Genomic DNA, 21206 nt, shown 5'->3' on the forward strand with positions numbered 1-21206 from the left:
GCCGCCAGGCCGCCTCGTGCAGCGGATGCTCGGCGCGCCAGCGCTCGAAGCCGGCCTGCAGCGCCGCGTCGCGCGCGCCGCCGTCTTGCAGATCCACCCACCATTGCACCGCGCGCCGCGCGATGTCCGGCGGGATCGCCGGCCGTCCGTCGAGGCTCATCGGCTCACACCGTCATCGCAAAGAAGCACTGCGCGGCGGCCTTGACCAGATGGCGCTTGACCGTGGCGAGCGAGATGCCCAGCTCGGCGGCGATCTCCGTCTGCGTCAGGCCGTCGAGCTGGGCCAGCAGGAACGCGCGCTTGGCGGCCACCGGCAGGCCGTCGAGCAGGCGGTCGATTTCGAGCAGGGCTTCAAGCAGCAGCGCGCGCGTCTCGGGCGACGGCGCGACCGGCTCGGGCTGGGCAGCCAGCGCTTCCAGGTAGGCCTGTTCGAGCTGCTCGCGCCGCCAGTGGTTGTACAGCACGCGCTGCGCCACCGTGGTCAGGAACGCGCGCGGCTCCTCGGCGCGGATCGGTTCCTCGCGCGCGAGCAGGCGCAAGAACGTGTCGTGGGCGAGATCGGCGGCGCGATGCGCGCAGCCGAGCTTGCGGCCGAGCCAGCGCTGAAGCCATGCGTGATGGCCGCTGTAAAGCGCATCGACTTCGCTGTGCAGGAGCAGTTTGTTGGCCGACATCGGACGTTCCCGGGCTGGGCGTAACGCGTTTCATCAGGTAAATGAGAATGATTATTATATACAACAACAATAAATATCTCGAAATAAATCTGACGATGCCGGGGTGTTGCGGCGAGAACGAGACAGGCGTAAGGGCGGTGTCGGACAACGTGCGCGGCGGCCTTCGCGAACGGAAGGCGCGTCAACAAGCGGGCCGGGCGGCCCGCGCGGGGCTCAGGCGGCGATGGTTTCGGCCGCGCCGTCGAAGCGGATCTCCACGGCCAGCCCGCTCCCGGCCGGGCCGTCGCCGAGCCGCACGGAGGCGTGATGCTGCTCGGCGATGCGCTTGACGATCGACAGCCCGAGCCCGCTGCCCGATTCGGCCACGCCCTGCGCGCCCACGCCGCGATAGAAGCGCTCGAACACGCGCGCGCGCTCGGCGGCCGGGATGCCGGGGCCGGTGTCGCACACCTCGATGACAGCCACGCCGTCGGCGGCGCGGCGCGTGCGCACGTCCACGCTGGCGCCGGCGCCCGCATAGCGGATCGCGTTGTCCACCAGGTTGTTGAGCAGCACGCGCAGCGTGTCGGCATTGCCGGGCACCGGCAGCGCGCCCTCGCCCACCGCGCCGAGATCCACCTGCTGCGCATCGGCCAGCCGCGCGCGATCGCCGACCACCGAGCGCGCCAGCGCCGCGAGATCCACGCTGCGATGCGCGGCCGCCTGCGCATCGGGGCCGTGACGCGGTTCGAGCCGCGCCAGCGTCAGCAACTGTTCGGCGAGATGGCCGAGCCGCGTCGCGCCGGATTGGATCTGCGCGACGATGCGCGCACGCTCGGCATCGCTCGTCGCGCGCCCGAGCAATTGCGCCTGGATCGACAGGCCCATGATCGGCGTGCGCAGTTCGTGCGCGGCGTCGGCGATGAAATGCCGTTGCAGCGTGAACGATTCGTCGAGCCGGCCGAGCAGATCGTTGATCGCGCCGGCCAGCGGCTTGACCTCGTCGGCCACGGCTTCGGTATCGAGCGGATCGAGGTGGGTGGCGTGACGCTGACGCAGGCCTTCCGCGATCATCTTCAACGGCCGCAGCCCGTAGCCGACGCCGAACCACAGCGCGATCGCGAGCAACGGCAGCAGCGACAGCACCGGCCACAGCAGATGGATGGCGATGCGCGCCAGCGCATCCCAGCGCGCGGTGCGCGGCTGCGCGACGCGGATCATCGTGCCGCCGCTCTCGCGTATGTAGGTGTGCCAACTTTGTCCGTTGGCCTCGAGCGTGGCCAGCCCCGGCGGCCCGGGCGGCGGCAGCACGATGCCGGGGTCGGTCGTGAACGCCAGTTGGCCGTCGCGCCAGAGTTGCAGCACCACGTCGTCGGCGTCGTTGAGCTTGCGCACAGGCGCCGCGATGCCGCCGTGGCCGGCGAACGCGGGCAGGCCGTGCTGGTTGATCTCCACCTGTTGCGACACGCTGCGCAACTGATCGTCGAGCAGGAAATCGAGCTCGCGCACGGCGGCCCAGTAGGTGCCCGCGCTCGCCAGCAACCCGACCACGCAGGCGGCGGGCAGCAGCCACATCAGCAGCCGGCCCCGCAGCGACGTGACGAGCCGGCGCACGGGCGACGCGCTCATGCCGCCTCGCCGATCCGGTAGCCCACGCCGCGCACCGTCAGGATCGCGACATGGCCGAGCTTCTTGCGCAGGTTGTGGATATGCACCTGCACGGCGTTGCTCTCGATTTCCTCGCCCCAGCTATAGAGCCGCTCCTCGAACTGCTCGCGCGAGATCACCGCGCCCGGCTCGACCATCAGCTCGTGCAGCATCACGAATTCCTTCGGCGACAGCGCAACCTCGTCACCCGACAGCCAGACCTGATGACGCGCCGGATCGAGCCGCAGCGCGCCGGCCGACAGCGTGGTCTGCGCGCGGCCCGCGTGGCGGCGGTTCACGGCGCGGATGCGCGCCAGCAGTTCTTCCAGCACGAACGGCTTGACGAGATAGTCGTCGGCGCCCGCGTCGAGCCCGGCGATGCGGTCGGTCACGGCGTCGCGCGCGGTGATCACGATGGCGGGCAGCGCATCGTCGCGGCGGCGCAGCGAGGTCAGCAGCGCCAGGCCGTCCTTGCCGGGCAACCCGAGATCGAGCAGCAGCAGCCCGTACGGCGTGGTGCGCAGCGCGAGCGTGGCCGCATCGCCGTCGCGCACCCAGTCCACCGCGAAGCCTTCGTGGCGGAGTCCTTCTTCCAGCCCGCTGCCGATCAGCGGATCGTCCTCGACGAGCAATACGCGCATGGTGCCTGTTCCGTAAACATGTCGCGCCCGCAACTCGGGCGCTCGATAAACACGAATCTTAGGCAGCCGATCCTTAGCGCCGCCTTAGCATCGCCGGCCCCGCGCCAAGGGCCCGAGCGGCGCGCTGTCGCACCCGTGGCGCCGCCGCGACCCGGCACCGATTGTTAAGGCTCCCTTAATGCTGGCCCTCCGACAATCCGCCACTCGTCATCGCCGATCCCAAGGAGCCCAGATTGCCCCGAGTCCGTCCTCATCCGGTGCGCCGCCCCGAACCGCACCGTCACGCCAGGCGGATGCTCGGCGCGCTGGCCGCCGCGTGCCTGCTGCTCACAGCGGGTTGCGTGTCGTACCGGCCGCAGCCGCTCGCGCGGCAAGCCAGCTTCACCACCACCGCCGGCCTCGCCCGCCTCACCATCGATCCGGCCGCCATGCCCTCGCCCGCGCTCGCCGCGCATCGCTTCGATCCGAGCGACGGCTTCGACATCGACGAAGTGGCGATGCTGGCCGTGGCCAACAACCCCGACCTGCGCCTCGCCCGCGACGATCTCGGCATCGCCCACGCGCAGGCGTTCGCGGCGGGCCTGCTGCCCGACCCGCAGATCAGCGTGTCGAGCGACTACCCCGGCCAGGTCGGGCTGGGCCGCGCGTTCGCGTATGGCCTGGCGATGGACGTGATGGCGATCGTCACGCGCGGCGCGAACCGCAAGGCCGCCGACGCGGCCGCACGCAAGACCGACCTCGCGCTGCTGTGGCAGGAATGGCAGGTGGTGGTGCAGGCCAAGCAACTGTTCGTGAAGGCGCGCTTCCAGGCGGCGATGCTGCCGCTGCTCGACGCGCAGCGCGAGTTGGCCCGCACCCGCTTCGACCAGACGCAGCGCGCGATCGCGCGCCACGACACCACCGACGACGTGGCCACCGCCGCGCAACTGGCCTACGCCGACGCCACCAGGCAGGCGAACGACATGCGCCACGCGCAGGCGCAGACGCATCACGATCTGAACCTGCTGCTCGGCCTGGCGCCCGACGTGACGCTGACGCTGACCGGCAGCGACACGATCGCGCCGCTGCCCGATGCGACGCTCGATGCCGCCGTGGCCGCGCTGCCGTCGCGCCGCCCCGACCTGATCGCGCTGGAGGCCGGCTACGCCGCGCAGGAGCAGAAGCTGCGCGCGGCGGTGCTGAACCAGTTCCCGAGCCTGCAGGTGGGCTTCAACCGCTCGCGCGATACCTCGGAGATCTATTCGAGCGGCTTCCAGATCAACTTCTCGCTGCCGGTGTTCAACCGCAATCGCGGCAATATCGCGATCGAGACGGCCACCCGCCAGCGCCTCGCCGACGAATACGCCACGCGCCTGAACGCGGCCTACGCCGACATCGCCCACCTGCGCGCCGACACGGCGCTGTCGGCCGCGCAACTGGCGCGCGCCGAAGCGGCGCTGCCCGCGCTCGACGCCGCCGGGCAACGCGCGCGCAGCGCCTACGCCACGCACGACATCACGTTGCAACAGATGACCGACGCCGCCACCGCCGCGCTGGCCCGGCGCATCGACGCGGCCACCCAGCAGGAAGCGCTGGCCGAGCAACGCATCGGCCTGCAGGCGATGCTCGGCGCGGCGATTCCCGACCCCGGTGCGCCGTCCGATTCGTCAGGATCGCCAACCCTCCACGCTCCGACCGATACCGAGCCGCCGCTAGCCGCCCGTTGAATGCTGCCCGTTAAGCGCCGACCGATGCGCGGCCGCGCCGCGCGCCCTCTCGCCCTCCCGACCTTGCAACCGATTCCGCCCATGCCCTTCTCATCGCATTTCCGCGCCGCGCCGCACCTCGCCGTGCTGACCGCGACCCTGGCCACGCTGCTCGCTCCCGCCCTCGCCCACGCCGACACACACCCCACGGTGACCGTCGAACTCGCGCATGTCACGCGCGGCCAGGCGTCGAACCAGATCCGCTCCTACGGCGTGGTGGCCGCCTCGGCCGAAAACGCCGTCACCGTCAGCCTGCCTTACGTGGCGCGCGTCACGCGCGTGCTCGTGCAACCGGGCCAGCGCGTCGCGCGCGGCGCGGGCTTGTTCGTGGTCGAGGCCGATCCGGCCGCCGTGACCGCGCTCGCGCAGGCGCAAAGCGCCGCCAAGCTGGCGCGCGACGAACGCATGCGCACCGAGGCGATGCTGCACGACGGCCTCGCCACCGCCTCGCAACTGGCCGCCGCCAGCAAGGCCGATACCGATGCGCGGCAGGCGCTCGATGCGCAGGCGCGGCTCGGCATCGCCGCCGGCCCGCATACCGTGGCCGCCTCCGCCGACGCGGTGGTGTCGCAGATCAGCGCGACACCCGGCGACCAGATCCAGGCCGGCACGGCGCTCGCGCAACTGGTGGGCGTGAGCGCCGGCAACGGCAACGACGCGGCCAAGGCCGCCGCCAACGTCATGCTCGGCGTCGAGCCGGCCGATGCCGCCTCGCTGCATCCGGGCGACACGGTCAAACTCGCCGGCCTGTCCGCCCGCGCCGGCGCGCCCGTCACGGGCCGCATCACGGTGGTGGGCGCGTCGATCGATCCGCAAAGCCAGCTCGTCGATGTGGGCGCGGCCGTGCCGCTGGCCGGCAGCGCGCTGCTGCCCGGCACCCGCGTGCGCGCCGACATCGCGGCGAACTCCGGCACCTGGTGGATCGTGCCGCGCGCGGCCGTGCTGCGCGACGCGAAGGGCGCGTGGCTGTTCCAGGTCAGCCCCGACGCGCGCGCGCATCGCATCGCCGTCGCCGCGCGCGTCGAGAACGAGCAGGGCTACGGCGTGGACGGCCCGCTGCACGCCGACTGGCCGATCGTGGTGTCGGGCAACTACGAACTGACGGACGGCGCGGCCGTGCGCACCACCGGGGGCGTCAAGCGATGAACGCAGGCCAATGGATGCAGGCGCACCGCCGCTCGCTGCTGTTCGTGATCGCGCTGCTCGCGATCGCCGGCGCGCTGACCGCAATGCAGTTGCCGATCTCGCTGTTCCCGAACGTGGCGTTCCCGCGCGCGGTGGTGTCGCTCGACGCCGGCGACCGCCCGGCCGAACAGATGGCCGCGCTGGTCACGATGCCGGTGGAAGAAGCGTTGCGGCGCGTGCCCAATGTTCAGGATGTCGAATCGAAGACGAGCCGCGGCGCGGCCGAGATCTCGCTGAACTTCGGCTGGGGCACCGACATGGCGCAGGCCACCTTGCAGGCACAGGCCGCGATCGCCGAAATCATGTCGACATTGCCGCCCGGCACCAGCATGCAGGTGCGCCGGATGGACCCGACCGTGTTCCCGGTGATCGCCTACAGCCTGACCTCGACCACCCAATCGCTGTCGCAGTTGCGCGATCTCGCGCAGTTCCAGTTGCGCCCGCTGCTGTCGGCGGTGGGCGGCGTGGCGCGCGTGGACGTGACGGGCGGCGCGCAGGACGAACTGCAGGTGGCCGTCGATCCGCAGCGGCTGGCGGCCTACAAGCTGTCGGTGGCCGACGTGTCGCGCGCGGTGGGCGCGGGCAACGTGCTGATGGCGACCGGCCGCATCGAGGATCACGACAAGCTCTATCTGGTGGTGGCCGATGCGGCGTTCAGCGGCCTGAATGCGCTGCGCGACGTGGTGGTGTCCACCAGCGGCGCGACGCAGGTGCGGCTCGGCGACGTGGCCAGCGTCACGCGCGGCGTGGTTCCGCAGTGGATCCGCGTGACCGCCGACGGCCGCGATGCCGTGCTCGTCAACGTCTACCAGCAGCCCGGCGCGAACAGCGTGGCGATGGCCGGCGAGATCCGCGCCAAGCTCGCCGGCTTCGCCAAACAGATGCCGCCCGGCGTGCATCTCGCGAACTGGTACGACCAGAGCGAACTGGTGGTGGCCTCGGCGTCGAGCGTGCGCGACGCGATCCTGATCGGCGTGCTGCTCGCCGCCGCCACCTTGTTCGTATTCCTTCGCAACATCAAGATCACGCTGATCGCCGTGGCGCTCGTGCCGATCGTGATGGCCGCCACCATCCTGCTGTTGAAGGTGGCCGGCATGGGCTTCAACATCATGACGCTCGGCGGCATGGCCGCGGCAGTGGGCCTCGTGATCGACGACGCGATCGTCATGATCGAGCACATCGCACGGCGCATGCGCGAGCCGAACGAACATGGCTTCCACGGCCGCGTGATGCGCGCCGCGCTCGAATTCACGCGCCCGCTGGCCGGCTCGTCGGCCGCCACGCTGATCATCTTCGTGCCGCTGGCGTTCCTGTCGGGCGTGACCGGCGCGTTCTTCAAGGCGCTGTCCGTGACGATGGCCAGCGCGCTGCTGATCTCGTTCCTCGTCACCTGGCTGGCGATTCCAATCCTCTGCGACCGCTGGCTGACTGCCAAGGATGCCGAGGAACATCCCGAAACGCGGCTCGGCGGCTGGCTGAACCGCCGCTACCTGGCGCTGGTGACGCGCGTGAGCGCGCGGCCGCTGCTGGTGCTGCTCGGCGTGGTGCCGCTGCTGGCCGCCTCGGCGTTCGCCTATACGCAGGTGGGCAGCGGCTTCATGCCGTCGATGGACGAAGGCGGTTTCGTGCTCGACTATCACACCGCGCCCGGTACTTCGGTGACCGAAACGGATCGGCTGATGAAGCAGATCGAAACCATCGTGCGTGCCAACCCGAACGTCGATACCTATTCGCGACGCACCGGCGCGGGCCTCGGCGGCGATCTCAACGAGCCGAACAAGGGCGACTTCTTCATCCGCCTGAAGTCGGGCGACCGCGAGCCGATCGACAAGGTGATGGAGGAAATCCGCACCCAGGTGGACGCGCAGGTGCCCGGCGTCAGCATCGAGCTGGCGCAGTTGATGGAGGATCTGATCGGCGACCTGACCGCCGTGCCGCAGCCGGTGCAGATCAAGATCTACGCCGACGACACCGCCGTGCTCGACGCCACCGCGCAGCATGTGGCCGCGCAGATCGGCAAGATCCCCGGCATCGTCGACGTGAACGACGGCATCAACCCGGCCGGCGACGCGCTCGACCTGCGCATTCGCGCCGACGCCGCCGCGGCCGAGGGCGTGGACCCGCAGGCCATCGCGCAGCAAGTGTCGGACATGGTGCAGGGCAGCGTCGCCACGCAATACCAGGTCGGGCCGAAGACGATCGGCGTGCGCGTGCAGGTGGCCGGCGCGCGGCGCCTGACCGATACCGAACTCGGCCGGCTGTCGATCCGCGCGCCCGACGGGCACCTGTTCGCGCTGTCGCGCGTGGCCACGCCCGAAACCGTCAGCGGCCAGCCCGAGATCAGCCGCGACAACCTCAAGCGGATGGTGGCCGTGACCGCGCGCATCGACGGCCGCGACCTCGGCTCGACCATCGCCGACGTGCAGCACGCACTCGCCACGCCGTCGCTGCTGCCGCCAGGCGTGTACTACGAGCTGGGCGGGCTGTATCAGCAGCAGCAGATCGCGTTTCGCGGGCTGCTGGCCGTGTTCGGCGCCGCGCTCGCGCTGGTGTTCGCGCTGCTGCTGTTCCTGTACGAGCGGCTGCGCATCGCGCTGGCCGTGCTGGCGATGCCGCTGCTCGCGGCTGGCGCCGTGTTCGTGGGGCTGTGGCTGACCGGCATCGAGCTGAACATCTCCGCGATGATGGGGATGACGATGATCATCGGCATCGTGACCGAGGTGGCGATCTTCTACGTGTCCGAGTTCCGCTCGCTGGTGCACGAGGACGGCATGCCGGTGGACGAGGCGCTGATCCTCGCCGGCCGCAACCGGCTGCGGCCGATCGCGATGACCACCATCGCCGCGATCCTGGCGCTGCTGCCGCTGGCGTTCGCGCTGGGGCAGGGCTCGGCGATGCAGCAGCCGCTGGCGGTCGCGATCATTTCGGGGCTGGTGGTGCAGTTGCCGCTGGTGCTGGTGGTGCTGCCGGTGGTGTTGCGGATGTTGTTGCGGGTGCAAGGTGGGGGCCGCAGCGATTGACGGCCGCCGGCTTCCGGCTGCCGATGAAACGACAAGGCCCCGTCGTCGTGCAAGCGACTTCGGGGCCTTTCAGTTCAACTGCCTGACGGCAGCATCGACACACTTCGGAAACCTGACGCGGGCCGGGCCGATGAGGCCCGGTCGCGCGTCGCGCGGCTGGATGAAACGGCACGCCGCCATCAGTGATGCGTATACAACCCGTCGCGATCGCCCAGATGCGCCACCGTGCCGCCTTGCGACGTCCCGGCCGGCGCATAGCCGTAACCCGACGTATCGCGCGGCGCGCCATTGGCGGCCATCGCATCCTGCGCGTGGAGCTTCGCTTCGGCGGCTTGAATGTCGTTCGGATAATTGTCCGACTTGTGCGCCGGGTTGTAGCCCACCTGTTCAAGGCGCACCAGTTCCGATTTCACGCTGTCGCGCGAGGTCAGATGCGTGACGTCGGCATGGGCAACGCCGACCGAGGCAAGCGCGGAGAAGGCAAGGATCGAGGCAAGCCGCTTTTTCATGATATGGATTCCTTTGTAATTTCCAGAAGAAAAGGGATGCGAACGAATCGGCAGTCAATGCAGCGAGCACCTCGCTCGACATCCACGACCCATCTTCCGGGTTCGCGGTTAACTCGACCTTAACGGCGACGCCCTCGCAACAGAAATGACTTCGTAAGCTTCGCTTAAGCTGCGCGGCGGCACAGTGGCGTCGCGGTCCGCCCGGATCGCGCACGCGACCGTGGAGACTCCCGTGATTTCGATGACAACGCCCCGCACCGGCGACGCCGCCCGGATGCTCAATAAAGTACCGCCCGTCACGCTCGCCTTCTGGGTGATCAAGATACTCACCACCACCGTCGGCGAAACCGGCGCGGATTACCTGGCCGTCAACGTCGGCCTGGGCACCGCGATCACGGGCGGGGTGATGCTGCTCCTGCTCGCGGCGGCGCTGACCGCGCAGTTCCGCACCCGCGCCTACGTGCCGTGGATCTACTGGCTCAACGTGGTGCTGGTCAGCGTGGTCGGCACGCAGATCACCGACGCGCTGACCGACGGCCTGCACGTCAGCCTCCATGCCAGCAGCGCCTGCTTCGCCGTGGCGTTGGCCGCTGCATTCGCGATCTGGTATCGCGTCGAGGGCACGCTGTCGTTCGAGACGATCGTCACGACGCGCCGCGAAACCTTCTACTGGGCCGCGATCCTGCTGACGTTCGCGCTCGGCACGGCGGCCGGCGACCTGGCCACCGAGGCGCTCGGCATGGGCTTCCAGCTCGGCGTGCTGGCCTGCGCGGCGCTGATCGCCCTGACCGGCTTCGCGGCCTGGCTCGGCATGCCGCGCGTGCTGGCGTTCTGGATCGCCTACGTGCTGACGCGTCCGCTCGGCGCCTCGCTCGGCGACCTGCTCTCGCAGGCGCGCGAATACGGCGGCCTCGGCTGGGGCACGGTGTATACGAGCCTCGCGTTCCTGGTCGTGATCGTGCTGCTGGTGGGCGCGTTGAGCATCGCGCACCGGCGCGGCGGGTCTTCCAGCGCGGCAGCCTGATCGGTTCGCTGCCTTCGGTCATTCATTCGCTTGTTCATCGGCGGCCCGCCGGCCGCCCATTCATCAGGAGTCCTGCTATGCATTCCCGCACCATCCGTCATCTGTCCACGCCCCTGCTCGCCGTCGCGCTGTCGTTCGGCGCCTTCGTCGCGCTGCCGTTCGTGCCCGGCGCGATCCCCGGCGCACAAGCGGCCCAGGCCGCCACCGCCGCGCCGTCGAAGCTCGGCGATCTGTCCGGCTTCCGCACCATCGCCGCCGACACGGCGAAGCTCGTCGACGCCGGCAACCTGCCCGGCGCGAAGGCGCGCATCAAGGATCTCGAAACGAAGTGGGACGGCGCCGAGCCGTCGCTGAAGCCGCGCGCCGCCGCCGATTGGCACCGCGTGGATGACGCGATCGACCACGCGCTGTCCGCCCTGCGCGCGAGCAAGCCCGACGCGGCCGCCTGCAAGCAGGCGCTCGCGGCCTTGCTCGCCACCCTGGACCAGCCCGGCGGCAAGGCCTGAAGCGGGCATCGGCACGCGCACAGGCAAAAAAAGACCCGGCCAGCAGGCCGGGTCGTAAAAGAGTGAGACGGGGAGCGCACGAGATGCGTCCGCTCCCCCAATCACTCTGCGTGGACGGTGGCCGCCAACGCGGCACGGAGACGCAGCATGAGCGCCGCGACGTTAACGTGGCGTTAACGGCGGCCGCACCACCCGCAATACAAACTTGCTCGAAGCGCAATGCCGGGACGCCCTGCCGACCGTGCGCCATCTATCCGTAATCGTCATATTCACTGGCGATTCATTCTTGCCAATTCTTTCCCACCTCTCTTCACCACCCCGCGCGCGTACCACGCGATTGCCCGGAAACCGCCGTTCCGCCTTGATTTTGCTCAGAAGAATGGTCGAGTCGATTTTTTACAACATTCGTTTACAAAGCATTTCGAAATCAATACAATCCGGAACGCAATCACGAATCATTCTCATTAAGATCAATATTCAGCGGGCGAGATTGCCCCCGCGACACGCCGTTTTTCGACACCACCGCCCTCTCGCCCATGTCTACTTCGCTCAATACGAAGCCTCGCGCGCTCGTTTCGGCCCTGGCCTGCACCGTGTTCCTCGCGCCGCTCGTCGCGGTCGCGCAAACCGCCCCGGCCGCCGCCCCTGCCACCACCTCGACGGGCGCCGTACCCGCCGCTTCGGCTTCGCAAAGCGCTTCGCAGTCCTCCACAACGCGCAGCGCCACGCTGCCGACCGTGTCCGTCAAGGCGCAAGCGGAGATGCAGACGCGCGCCCTGCCCTCGTTCAAGTTCACCGCGCCGCTGCTCGACACGCCGCGCTCGGTCACGGTGATTCCCGAGGAAGTGATGCGCGAGAAAAACGTGACGACCTTCGCCGACGCGCTGCGCACGGTGCCGGGCATCACGTTCCTCGGCGGCGACGCGGCGGCGAACCCGTCGGCGGACCGCCCGGTGATCCGCGGCTTCGAATCGCGCAACTCGATCTTCGTGGACGGCATGCGCGATTCGGGCGTGCAAAACCGCGAGACGTTCGACATCGAGCAGATCAGCGTGGTCAAGGGCCCGGATTCGGTCTATGCGGGGCGCGGCTCGGTGGGCGGCAGCATCGACATCGTCACCAAGGCGCCGAAGAACGACAACTTCACCAACGGCAGCATCGGCTTCGGCACCGACAGCTACAAGCGCGCCACGCTCGACGTGAACCGCAAGCTCAACGACACCACGGCGGTGCGCCTGAACGTGATGGGCCACGACGCCGACCAGGCCGGCCGCACCGATGTGTACAGCAAGCGCTGGGGGATCGCGCCGTCGGTCACGTTCGGCCTGAACACGCCGACCCAGGTGACGGTCAGCTACTACCACCTGAACAGCTATGACATGCCCGACTTCAGCGTGCCGTTCCGCGCGAGCGGCACGCCGGTGCAGTCGGATCGCGGCCTGTTCTACGGGCAGAACAACCGCGATTACCGCTACGGCCAGACCGACACCGCCGAAGTGCGCGTCGAGCATCGCCTCGAAGGCGGCTGGAAGCTGCGCAACACCACGGTGGTGGGCCGCTCGACGCTCGACTACGTGGCCACCAACCCGCAGTTGACCTCGCCCACCTCGAACATCATTTCGCTGCAGGCCAAGAGCGGCAAGTACGCGACCAACAACATCGCCAACCAGACCGAGCTGACCGGCAAGGCCACGCTGTTCGGCATGGAGCACACGCTGACGGGCGGCATCGAGTTCAGCCACGAACAGAGCCGCTACGAGGGCTATCTGGTCAGCGATTCGAAGGGCAACAACATCCGCTCGGGCGGCCCGTGCACGGTGGCGTTCAACTGCACGCCGCTCGGCAGCTGGAACCCGAACAACCCGTGGACGGGCAACCTGCTGCTGAACGGCGACAAGACCTTCCCCGGCCCGACCACCAACACCCGCACCGACATGGCGTCGGCCTACCTGTTCGACACGGTGCGCCTGTCCGAGCGCTGGCGCTTCAACGCGGGCCTGCGCTACGACCGCTACGACGTGCGCGCCCAGCAGGCCGGCGTGGCCGACCTGACCAACACGGCGAACCTGTTCAGCTATCAGTTCGGCCTGGTGTTCAAGCCGATCGAAACCGTCAGCCTGTACACCTCGTACGGCACCTCGTCGAACCCGCCGGGCTCGAACGCCGGCATCGGCGGCGGCACCGATCAGCTGGTCGCGACCAACCAGGATCTCGCGCCGGAACGCTCGCGCAACATCGAGGTGGGCGCGAAGTGGGACGTGCTCGACCAGCGCCTGTCGCTGACCACCGCGCTGTTCCAGACGGACAAGACCAACGCCCGCGTGTCCGACGGCCTGGGCCACACGGTCAACGCCGGTTCGCAACGGGTGCGCGGCTTCGAGTTCGGCTTTGCCGGCGACGTCACGCGCAAGTGGCACGTGTTCGGCGGCTACTCGTACCTGAACGCCGTCACGACCAACGCCGGCCCGGGCAGCCCGACCGCCTCCGGCCTGCCGATGGTGATGGTGCCGAAACACAACTTCACGCTGTGGACCAGCTACGACGCGCTGCCGAAGCTGAATGTGGGTGCGGGCGCAACGATCTCCAGCCTGACCTACGCGTCGGTGGCCGCCACCGCCAGCAAGTGGACACCCGGCTACGCGCGCTTCGATGCGGCGGCCACGTACCACGTGACCAAGTCGATCGACCTGCAACTGAACGTGCAGAACATCTTCGACAAGAAGTACTTCGCGACCGCCTACCCGATCTACGCATCGTGGGCGCCGGGCCGTTCGGCAATGCTGACGATGAACTTCTATCAGTAAGCCTCAAGGCATGCAGTACCAGGCGTCGGGTTGGCTCCGGCGCATCCGAAACGAAAAAGCGGGCGGCTCGGCCCGCTTTTTTCATTCGCTCGCCGCTGCACGCGCGCCCGATTCGCTGTATGCGGCGTGATGCGAGATCGCGTACAGCTCGCGGCTGCGCTCGATCGATTGCGCCGACGGCGGATAGTCGCCGTCGCGCGCCGGCACCAGCCCGTCGCGCTGGGCGTCCACCAGTTGCGCATGCACCTGCGCCCGCGTCAGCCCGTTGTTGTCCACCTTGGCCATGGCCGGTGCAGCCAGCGCCAGCGAAGCCATCCCTGCCGCGGCCAGCGCCGCGATCCCGCGAATCGTCTTGTTCATGAGTCACCTCCGTCGTCCGTCGATAAAGCGGCCTCGATGCTTGGCAATCCCAATCGAATACAGCGCGATGGAATGGAAAGCGGGCCGACGGAAACGATTCTGGTCGCCGCGCCTTGCCGCGAACTTGACGATCGGATGACAAAACCGCAATCCGCGCACATGACGCTTTCGTAATGTGCGCGTCAGAGCGGGGACGCCGCCGCGCCACCACACTGGCGCCTTCCGTCGCGGCATCCACGCCGCCCCGCTCCCCCTGCCCCTGCCCGGAAGGAACCGCCATGTGGATCGTCCGGCTGGCCTTGCGCCGGCCCTATACGTTCGTCGTGCTCGCGTTGCTGATCGCCCTCGGCGGCCCGCTCGCCATCCTGCGCACGCCGACCGACATCTTCCCGAACATCGACATCCCCGTCGTCAGCATCGTCTGGCAATACAACGGCCTGTCGGCCGAGGACATGGCGCACCGGATCACCTCGATCTACGAACGCGCGCTGACGTCCGACGTGGACGACATCGAGCACATCGAATCGCAGTCGCTGAACGGCGTGTCGGTGGTCAAGGTGTTCTTCCACCCCGGCGCGGACATCAACCGCGCGATCGCGCAGGCGGCCAGCAATTCCGCGTCGATCCTGCGCCTGATGCCGCCCGGCACGCTGCCGCCGAACATCATCACGTACAGCGCCTCGACGGTGCCGATCCTCCAGCTCGGGCTGTCGAGCACCACGCTGCCCGAGCAGCAGCTCTACGACCTCGGCAACAGCTTCATCCGCACCCAGCTCGCGACCGTGCAGGGCGCGTCGGTGCCGCTGCCGTACGGCGGCAAGGTGCGCTCGATCGTGGTGGACCTCGACCCGCGCGCGCTGCAGGCCAAGGGCCTCGCGCCATCCGACGTGGTCAACGCCGTCAACGCGCAGAACCTGATCCTGCCCGGCGGCACCGCCAAGATCGGCGCGCGCGAATACAACGTGCAGATGAACGGCAGCACGCAGACCATCGCCGCGCTGAACAACCTGCCGGTAAAGGCCATCAACGGCAACGTGATCTACGTGCGCGACGTGGCCCACGTGCGCGACGGCTACGTGCCGCAAACCAATATCGTGCGCGCCGACGGCAAGCGCGCCGCGCTGCTGACGGTGGAGAAAACCGGCAGCGCCTCGACGCTGTCGATCATCGGGCAGGTCAAGACGCTGGTGCCGCAGATCGCGGCCGGGCTGCCGAAGGCGCTGAAGATCACGGCGCTCGGCGATCAGTCGGTGTTCGTGAAATCGGCGATCCAGGGGGTGATCCGCGAGGCGCTGATCGCCGCCTGCCTGACCGCGCTGATGATCCTGCTGTTCCTCGGAAGCTGGCGCGCCACGCTGATCATCGCGGTGTCGATCCCGCTGGCCGTGCTCAGTTCGCTGCTGGCGCTGTCGGCGCTCGGCCAGACCATCAACATCATGACGCTCGGCGGGCTCGCGCTCGCGGTGGGCATTCTGGTGGACGACGCCACGGTGGCGATCGAGAACATCACGCATCACCTCGAACGCGGCGCGCCGCTCGAGGACGCGATCCTGACCGGCGCGGGCGAAATCGCCGTGCCGACCTTCGTTTCCACGCTGTCGATCTGCATCGTGTTCGCGCCGATGTTCCTGCTGACCGGCGTGGCGCGCTACCTGTTCGTGCCGATGGCCGAGGCGGTGATCTTCGCGATGGCGGCGTCGTATCTGCTCTCGCGCACGCTGGTGCCGACGCTCGCGATGTGGCTGCTGCGCGCGCCGAACCCCGCCGCCACCGGCCGCTTCGCGCGCTTCCAGCGCCGCTTCGAGCGCCGCTTCGAGGCGGTGCGCGCGCGCTACCGTGCGTTGCTCGACGGCGCGATCCGTTACCGCCGCGCGGTGGTGATCGGCTTCGTGCTGGCCTGCCTGGCGTCCACCTCGCTGTTCGCGTTCGCGGGCCGCGATTTCTTCCCGGCCGTGGATACCGGCGAAATCCGCCTGCACCTGCGTGCGCCCACCGGCACGCGCATCGAGCAGACGGCGCGCCTGACCGACGAGGTCGAGGCGAAGATCCGCGCGACCATCCCGCCGGCGCAGATCGCCTCGATGCTCGACAACATCGGCGTGCCGGTCAGCGGCATCAACCTGACCTACGATTCGAGCGGCGTGATCGGCACCGAAGACGCCACCGTGATGATCTCGCTGAAGGCCGGCCATCCCCCCACCGCGCAGTACGTGGCGGAGCTTCGCAACGCGCTGACGCAGGCGTTCCCCGGCATCACGTTCGCGTTCCTGCCGGCCGACATCGTCAGCCAGATCCTCAACTTCGGGCTGCCCTCGCCGATCGACATCCAGATCGTCGGCAACCGGCTCGACGCGAACCGCCAGGTGGCCAACCGCCTGCTCGCGCAACTGCGCGGCGTGCCGGGCCTCGTCGATGCACGGATTCAACAGCCCGGCGACGAGCCGGCCATCAACGTGAACGTGGACCGCACCCGCGCGATCCTGGCCGGCCTCCAGCAGCGCGACGTCTCGCAGAACCTGCTGATCGCGCTGTCGGGCAGTTCGCAGACCTCACCGAATTTCTGGCTCGACCCGAGCAACGGCGTGAGCTACCCGATCGCGATCGAAGCGCCGCAATACGCGATCGATTCGCTGCAGTCGCTCGCCAACCTGCCGCTGCCGTCGCCGCCGGGCACCGGCGCGACGCCGGCCGGCGCGGCCCCGCGCAACCTGCTAGGCGGGCTCGGCACGTTCGCGCGCGCAAGCCAGCAGGCGGTGGTGTCGCACTACAACGTGCAGCCGGTGCTCGACCTCTATGCGTCGACGCAGGCGCGCGACCTCGGCGGCGTGGCTGCCGACGTGACGAAGCTGGTCGACGCGGCGCGCGCCCAGTTGCCGCCCGGCTCGAAGATCGTGCTGCGCGGCCAGGTGCAGGCGATGGACACGTCGTTCTCGGGCCTGCTGGCCGGGCTGGCGTTCGCGATCGCGCTGGTCTATCTGCTGATGGTGGTGAACTTCCAGTCGTGGCTCGACCCGGCCGTGATCGTCAGCGGCCTGCCCGCCTCGCTGGCCGGCATCGCGTGGATGCTGTTCGCCACCCACACCACGCTGTCGGTGCCCGCGCTGACCGGCACGATCCTGTGTATCGGCATCGCCACCGCGAACAGCATTCTCGTGATCAACGCGGCGCGCGAAATGCTGCGCGACGGCGCGGCGCCGTGGCAGGCCGCGCTCGAAGCGGGCTTCACGCGCTTCCGCCCGGTGGTGATGACGGCGCTGGCGATGCTGATCGGGATGCTGCCGATGGCGTTGGGCCTCGGCGACGGCGGCGAGCAGAACGCGCCGCTCGGCCGCGCCGTGATCGGCGGGCTGGCGTTCGGCACGCTGTCCACGCTGCTGTTCGTGCCGGTGGTGTTCGGCATGGTGCACGCCTGGCTGGAGAAACGGCGCGACGCCGCGCCGCCGGCCGCTCCTGCCGCTCCCGCCGCCGCTCCCGCCGCCGATCCCGCTCCGTCCGCCGGCCGTCATTGAGCCCGCCGCTACCCTTTCGCGCCTACCGATCATGAACGATACGAACGATTTCGATCCCGCCGACCGCACGCCGCCGTCCGCGCCTTCCCACGCTCAGGCGCAGGCTCCGGCCCAGGCCGCGGCCACCCCGCCGCGCCGCCGCTCGCTCGTGCTGCCGCTGGCGCTCGCGGCCGGCTTCGCCGCGCTGCTCGCCGCCGGCATCGTGCCGCGCGTGGCGGCGAGCGCCGCGCAGCACACGCAGGTGGCGGCCCAGCAGGCGCTGCCCGTCACGGTGGTGATGCCCGGCCAGGCGCCGGCCGATCAGGAGCTGATCCTGCCGGGCGCGGTGACGCCGTTCGCCGATGCCGCGATCTACGCGCGCACCAGCGGCTACATCGCGCGCTGGCGGACCGACATCGGCGCGCACGTGAAGGCCGGCGACACGCTCGCGCAAATTGCCGCGCCCGATCTCGACGCGCAACTGAAGCAGGCGCGCGCCGACGAGGCCGTCGCGCAGGCCAACTACGATTACGCGAAATCGACGGCCGCGCGCTGGCAGCAGATGCTGACGACGCAATCGGTCTCGCAGCAGGACGCCGACACCAAGTCGGCCGACATGAACGCCAAGCGCGCGCTGCTCGCGGCCGCGCAGGCGAACGTCGCGCACCTGGCGCAGCTCGTGTCGTTCGAGACGGTCAGCGCGCCGTTCTCGGGGGTGGTCACGGCGCGCAACGTCGACGTCGGCACGCTGGTGACGGCGGGCGGCACGCCGGGCTCGCCCGGCCAGACGGGCGAGCTGTTCCATGTTCAGCAGACCGATACGTTGCGCGTGTTCGTCGACGTGCCGCAGGACAGCGCCGCGAACGTGACGACCGGCACCGGCGTCTACCTCGGTTCTCCTCAATATCCGGGGCGGCGCTTCGCGGCCCGCGTCGCGCGCAGCAGCGGCGCGATCGATCCGGTCACGCGCACGTTGCGCGTCGAGATCGACGTGGACAACCGCGACGGCACGCTGATGCCGGGCGCCTATGCGCAGGCGCATTTGAGCATCGCCAGCGCCAGCCCGGCGCTCGAATTGCCGGTCAGCGCGCTGCTGTACCGGCCCGACGGCGTGACCGTCGCGGTGGTCGGCCAGGACGGACGCACGGCGTTGCGGCAGGTTCGGATCGGGCGCGATTTCGGCACGCGCGTCGAGATCGTCGGCGGGATCGGCGCGGGCGATCGCGTGATCGACAACCCGGGCGATTCGCTGGCGGCAGGCACGATGGTCAGCGTGACGGCGACGACGCGTACGGCGGTGCCGGGTGAGGGGGCGTCGGGTGCTTCGGCGGGTTCGGCGGGTTCGGCGGGTTCGGCGGGTTCGGCGGGTTCGGCGGGTTCGGCGGGTTCGGCGGGTTCGGCAGGTTCGGCAGGTTCGGCAGGTTCGGCAGGTTCGGCAGGTTCGGCAGCTTCGGCAGCTTCGGCAGCTTCGGCAGCTTCGGCAGGTTCGGCAGCTTCGGCAGCTTCGGCAGCTTCGGCAGGTTCGGCAGCTTCGGCAGCTTCGGCAGGTTCGGCAGGTTCGGCAGGTTCGGCAGGTTCGGCAGGTTCGGCAGGTTCGGCAGGTTCGGCAGGTTCGGCAGGTTCGGCAGGTTCGGCAGGTTCGGCAGCTTCGGCAGCTTCGGCAGCTTCGGCAGCTTCGGGCTCGGGCTCGGCACCGGCTTCGGGCTCGAACTCAGGCTCGACCTCAGCCGCCGCCGCCCCCACCACCCAGCACTAAAAGGCGCACCCACTCATGTCCGCTCCGCGCCCCCACCCCGCCCGCCGCACCCTCGTCGCGGCCCTGACGGCCGCCCTCGCCGCGCTGTCGCTCGGCGCCTGCTCGACGCTGCCCGACTACTCACGCCCGAGCGTCGACATGCCCGCCGCCTACGCCGGCGCGCCGCTGGCGCAGCCGGGCTGGCGCGTGGCCACCCCCGCCGACGCCGCCGCGCGCGGCCCGTGGTGGACCGCGTTCGGCGACGCCGACCTCAACGGGCTCGAAGCGCGCGTCGACGTGTCGAACCAGACGCTCAAGCGCGCGCTGGCCGATCTCGACGCCGCGCGCGCCACCGTGGCCGAGCAGCGCGCCGGCTTCCTGCCGACCATCACGGCCGGCGCCACGCCGAACCGCGCGCGCGTCTCGCAGAACAAGGCCGGCTCGTCGCTGGCCGGCAAGACCACCACCGATTACATGGCCGGCGTCTCCGCAAGCTGGGAGCCGGACGTGTTCGGCCGGATTCGCGACGCGGTGGCCAATGCGCAAGCCAACGCGTCGGCCAGCGAGGCCGACGTGGCCGCGGTGCGGCTCGCGATCGGCGCGCAACTCGCCACCGATTACTTCGCGCTGCGCTCGCTCGACACGCAACAGCAATTGCTCGACCGCACCGTGACCGCCTACGGCCGCGCGCTGCAACTGCTCGAACAGCAGCTCGCCGACGGCGCGATCGACGCCTCGGCCGTCGCCCAGGCTCGCGCGCAATACGAAGCGGCGCGCACCCAGGCCACCGACATCGGCGCGCAGCGCGCACGCCTGCAACACGCGATCGCCACGCTGGTGGGCGAAAGCGCGTCGACGTTTACGAATGCCCCGCGCGTGCAGGCGCTCACGGTGCCGGCGATTCCGCCCGGCGTGCCGTCGCAATTGCTGGAGCGGCGGCCCGACATCGCGGCGGCCGAGCGGCGCACCGCCGCCGCCAACGCGCAGATCGGCGCGGCGCGCGCGGCGTTCTTCCCCGACCTGATGCTCAGTGCCAGCGCCGGGCTGGAGAGCGCGGCGTTCGGGCCATGGCTGACCGCGCCGAGCCTGTTCTGGTCGCTCGGGCCGCAACTGGTCGGCACGCTGTTCGACGGCGGCCGGCGCCGCGCCGCGCTGCACGGCGCGACCGCGCAATATGACGGCGCCGTGGCCGACTACCGGCAAACCGTGTTGAGCGCGTTCCAGCAGGTGGAAGACGACCTGAGCACGCTGCACGCGCTGGCCTCGGAGGCCGACAGCGCGCGGCGCGCGGCCGATGCCGCCGACCTGGCGCTGAAGCTGACCACGAACCGCTTCGACGCGGGCGCGGTCAGTTATCTCGACGTGGTGACGGCGCAGACGATCGCGCTGTCGAACCAGCAGCAGGTCGACCGGATCGACGCGCAGCGGATCGCGGCGGCGGTGGATCTGACGGTGGCGCTCGGCGGCGGATGGGAGGGGTTGGGGACGGATGCGCCGGCAGCGGCGAACGGTGGAAAGTAAGCGGTTGAGGCTCGGGAGCGGGCAGCGGCGGCAAGCGGCGAGCGGCGAGCGGCGGGAAGTCAGCGGCTGAGGCTCGGGAGCGGGCAGAGCAGGCGGGCAGCGAACGGCGGGAAGCAAGCGGCTGAGGCACGGTAGCAGGCAGCCCCTGCAAGCGGCCGGCAACCCGCCCACAACGGCTGTCGCCACCCGACGAGCATCCGGCAAGCCGCCGGAAAAACCGCCCGCCAACCGCCCCGGCCCGCGCCCGGCGGCTTATACCGCCCGCGGCAACGTCACCGTCACCCGCAACCCGCTCGGCTCGACATCGCCCAGCTCGATGCTCGCCCCGGTGCGCTCGACGATCGTGCGCACGATCGCCAGCCCGAGCC

At 69.8% G+C, this 21206-nt stretch carries 15 protein-coding genes and 1 pseudogene; 9 read left to right on the top strand and 7 right to left on the bottom strand.

Annotated elements, in window-relative coordinates; all coding sequences use genetic code 11:
• From ACYP33_RS32375 to ACYP33_RS32390, 4 genes are all read right to left on the bottom strand, one after another.
• Positions 1–160: FecR/PupR family sigma factor regulator (locus ACYP33_RS32375; protein ID WP_459625297.1), on the bottom strand; the 160-nt coding region annotated here is incomplete at its 3' end.
• A 4-nt stretch (positions 161–164) separates the two neighbouring features.
• The gene (locus ACYP33_RS32380; RefSeq protein ID WP_459625259.1) at positions 165–674 is read right to left on the bottom strand and encodes a sigma-70 family RNA polymerase sigma factor; all 510 of its coding nucleotides are present in this window, start codon (positions 672–674) and stop codon (positions 165–167) included.
• Positions 675–887: 213 nt separating this feature from the next.
• Positions 888–2282: an ATP-binding protein gene (locus ACYP33_RS32385; RefSeq protein ID WP_459625260.1), complete on the bottom strand. Its 1395-nt coding sequence runs from the start codon at positions 2280–2282 to the stop codon at positions 888–890.
• A complete protein-coding gene (locus ACYP33_RS32390) occupies positions 2279–2941 on the bottom strand; it encodes a response regulator (RefSeq protein WP_414441013.1) in 663 nt (220 codons plus the stop codon). Before ACYP33_RS32390 ends, ACYP33_RS32385 begins: the two co-directional genes overlap by 4 nt.
• Before the next feature lie 233 nt (positions 2942–3174).
• Between ACYP33_RS32390 and ACYP33_RS32395 the strand changes: the two genes are divergently transcribed.
• The 3 genes from ACYP33_RS32395 to ACYP33_RS32405 all read left to right on the top strand — a co-directional run bounded on the left by ACYP33_RS32395 (position 3175) and on the right by ACYP33_RS32405 (position 8891).
• A complete protein-coding gene (locus ACYP33_RS32395) occupies positions 3175–4647 on the top strand; it encodes a TolC family protein (protein WP_459625261.1) in 1473 nt (490 codons plus the stop codon).
• A gap of 81 nt (positions 4648–4728) precedes the next feature.
• Positions 4729–5832, top strand: a complete 1104-nt coding sequence (locus ACYP33_RS32400; protein WP_459625262.1) for an efflux RND transporter periplasmic adaptor subunit — start codon at positions 4729–4731, stop codon at positions 5830–5832.
• Positions 5829–8891, top strand: coding sequence for an efflux RND transporter permease subunit (locus ACYP33_RS32405; protein WP_459625263.1), 3063 nt, complete (start codon positions 5829–5831; stop codon positions 8889–8891). The genes ACYP33_RS32400 and ACYP33_RS32405 overlap by 4 nt, the downstream gene beginning before the upstream one ends.
• Positions 8892–9070: 179 nt before the next feature.
• Here the strand turns inward: ACYP33_RS32405 and ACYP33_RS32410 are convergent, their stop codons facing one another.
• Entirely contained in the window at positions 9071–9400 is a 330-nt protein-coding gene (locus tag ACYP33_RS32410) for a DUF4148 domain-containing protein (protein ID WP_459625264.1), read from the bottom strand.
• Positions 9401–9674: 274 nt separating this feature from the next.
• Between ACYP33_RS32410 and ACYP33_RS32415 the strand changes: the two genes are divergently transcribed.
• From ACYP33_RS32415 to ACYP33_RS32425, 3 genes are all read left to right on the top strand, one after another.
• The gene (locus ACYP33_RS32415) at positions 9675–10424 is read left to right on the top strand and encodes a COG4705 family protein (RefSeq protein ID WP_459625298.1); all 750 of its coding nucleotides are present in this window, start codon (positions 9675–9677) and stop codon (positions 10422–10424) included.
• 77 nt (positions 10425–10501) lie between these two features.
• Positions 10502–10930, top strand: a complete 429-nt coding sequence (locus ACYP33_RS32420) for a histidine kinase (protein ID WP_459625265.1) — start codon at positions 10502–10504, stop codon at positions 10928–10930.
• A 536-nt stretch (positions 10931–11466) separates the two neighbouring features.
• A complete protein-coding gene (locus ACYP33_RS32425) occupies positions 11467–13734 on the top strand; it encodes a TonB-dependent receptor (protein WP_414448390.1) in 2268 nt (755 codons plus the stop codon).
• Positions 13735–13815: 81 nt separating this feature from the next.
• Here ACYP33_RS32425 and ACYP33_RS32430 read toward each other — a convergent pair whose 3' ends face one another.
• Positions 13816–14094: a DUF4148 domain-containing protein gene (locus ACYP33_RS32430; protein ID WP_459625266.1), complete on the bottom strand. Its 279-nt coding sequence runs from the start codon at positions 14092–14094 to the stop codon at positions 13816–13818.
• 278 nt (positions 14095–14372) lie between these two features.
• On the opposite strand from ACYP33_RS32430, the gene ACYP33_RS32435 reads away from it, so the two are divergent.
• The 3 genes and pseudogenes from ACYP33_RS32435 to ACYP33_RS32445 all read left to right on the top strand — a co-directional run bounded on the left by ACYP33_RS32435 (position 14373) and on the right by ACYP33_RS32445 (position 20838).
• Positions 14373–17603, top strand: coding sequence for an efflux RND transporter permease subunit (locus ACYP33_RS32435; RefSeq protein WP_459625267.1), 3231 nt, complete (start codon positions 14373–14375; stop codon positions 17601–17603).
• A 31-nt stretch (positions 17604–17634) separates the two neighbouring features.
• A pseudogene (locus ACYP33_RS32440) lies at positions 17635–18993 on the top strand (efflux RND transporter periplasmic adaptor subunit); the annotation flags it as partial.
• Positions 18994–19353: 360 nt separating this feature from the next.
• Positions 19354–20838 (top strand): efflux transporter outer membrane subunit, encoded by a 1485-nt coding sequence (locus ACYP33_RS32445; RefSeq protein WP_459625268.1) that lies wholly within the window; start codon positions 19354–19356, stop codon positions 20836–20838.
• Positions 20839–21090: 252 nt separating this feature from the next.
• Here ACYP33_RS32445 and ACYP33_RS32450 read toward each other — a convergent pair.
• The coding region (locus tag ACYP33_RS32450) for a hypothetical protein (protein WP_459625299.1) at positions 21091–21206 on the bottom strand (116 nt) is incomplete at its 5' end.

The organism is Burkholderia sp. 3C, assembly GCF_054589155.1.

Excerpts from the sequence above, each read along its gene's own strand:
- ACYP33_RS32380 (WP_459625259.1), bottom strand. The coding sequence starts at position 674 with ATGTCGGCCAACAAACTGCTCCTGCACAGCGAAGTCGATGCGCTTTAC.
- ACYP33_RS32385 (WP_459625260.1), bottom strand. The coding sequence starts at position 2,282 with ATGAGCGCGTCGCCCGTGCGCCGGCTCGTCACGTCGCTGCGGGGCCGG.
- ACYP33_RS32390 (WP_414441013.1), bottom strand. The coding sequence starts at position 2,941 with ATGCGCGTATTGCTCGTCGAGGACGATCCGCTGATCGGCAGCGGGCTG.
- ACYP33_RS32400 (WP_459625262.1), top strand. The coding sequence starts at position 4,729 with ATGCCCTTCTCATCGCATTTCCGCGCCGCGCCGCACCTCGCCGTGCTG.
- ACYP33_RS32405 (WP_459625263.1), top strand. The coding sequence starts at position 5,829 with ATGAACGCAGGCCAATGGATGCAGGCGCACCGCCGCTCGCTGCTGTTC.
- ACYP33_RS32410 (WP_459625264.1), bottom strand. The coding sequence starts at position 9,400 with ATGAAAAAGCGGCTTGCCTCGATCCTTGCCTTCTCCGCGCTTGCCTCG.
- ACYP33_RS32415 (WP_459625298.1), top strand. The coding sequence starts at position 9,675 with ATGCTCAATAAAGTACCGCCCGTCACGCTCGCCTTCTGGGTGATCAAG.
- ACYP33_RS32420 (WP_459625265.1), top strand. The coding sequence starts at position 10,502 with ATGCATTCCCGCACCATCCGTCATCTGTCCACGCCCCTGCTCGCCGTC.
- ACYP33_RS32425 (WP_414448390.1), top strand. The coding sequence starts at position 11,467 with ATGTCTACTTCGCTCAATACGAAGCCTCGCGCGCTCGTTTCGGCCCTG.
- ACYP33_RS32430 (WP_459625266.1), bottom strand. The coding sequence starts at position 14,094 with ATGAACAAGACGATTCGCGGGATCGCGGCGCTGGCCGCGGCAGGGATG.
- ACYP33_RS32435 (WP_459625267.1), top strand. The coding sequence starts at position 14,373 with ATGTGGATCGTCCGGCTGGCCTTGCGCCGGCCCTATACGTTCGTCGTG.
- ACYP33_RS32445 (WP_459625268.1), top strand. The coding sequence starts at position 19,354 with ATGTCCGCTCCGCGCCCCCACCCCGCCCGCCGCACCCTCGTCGCGGCC.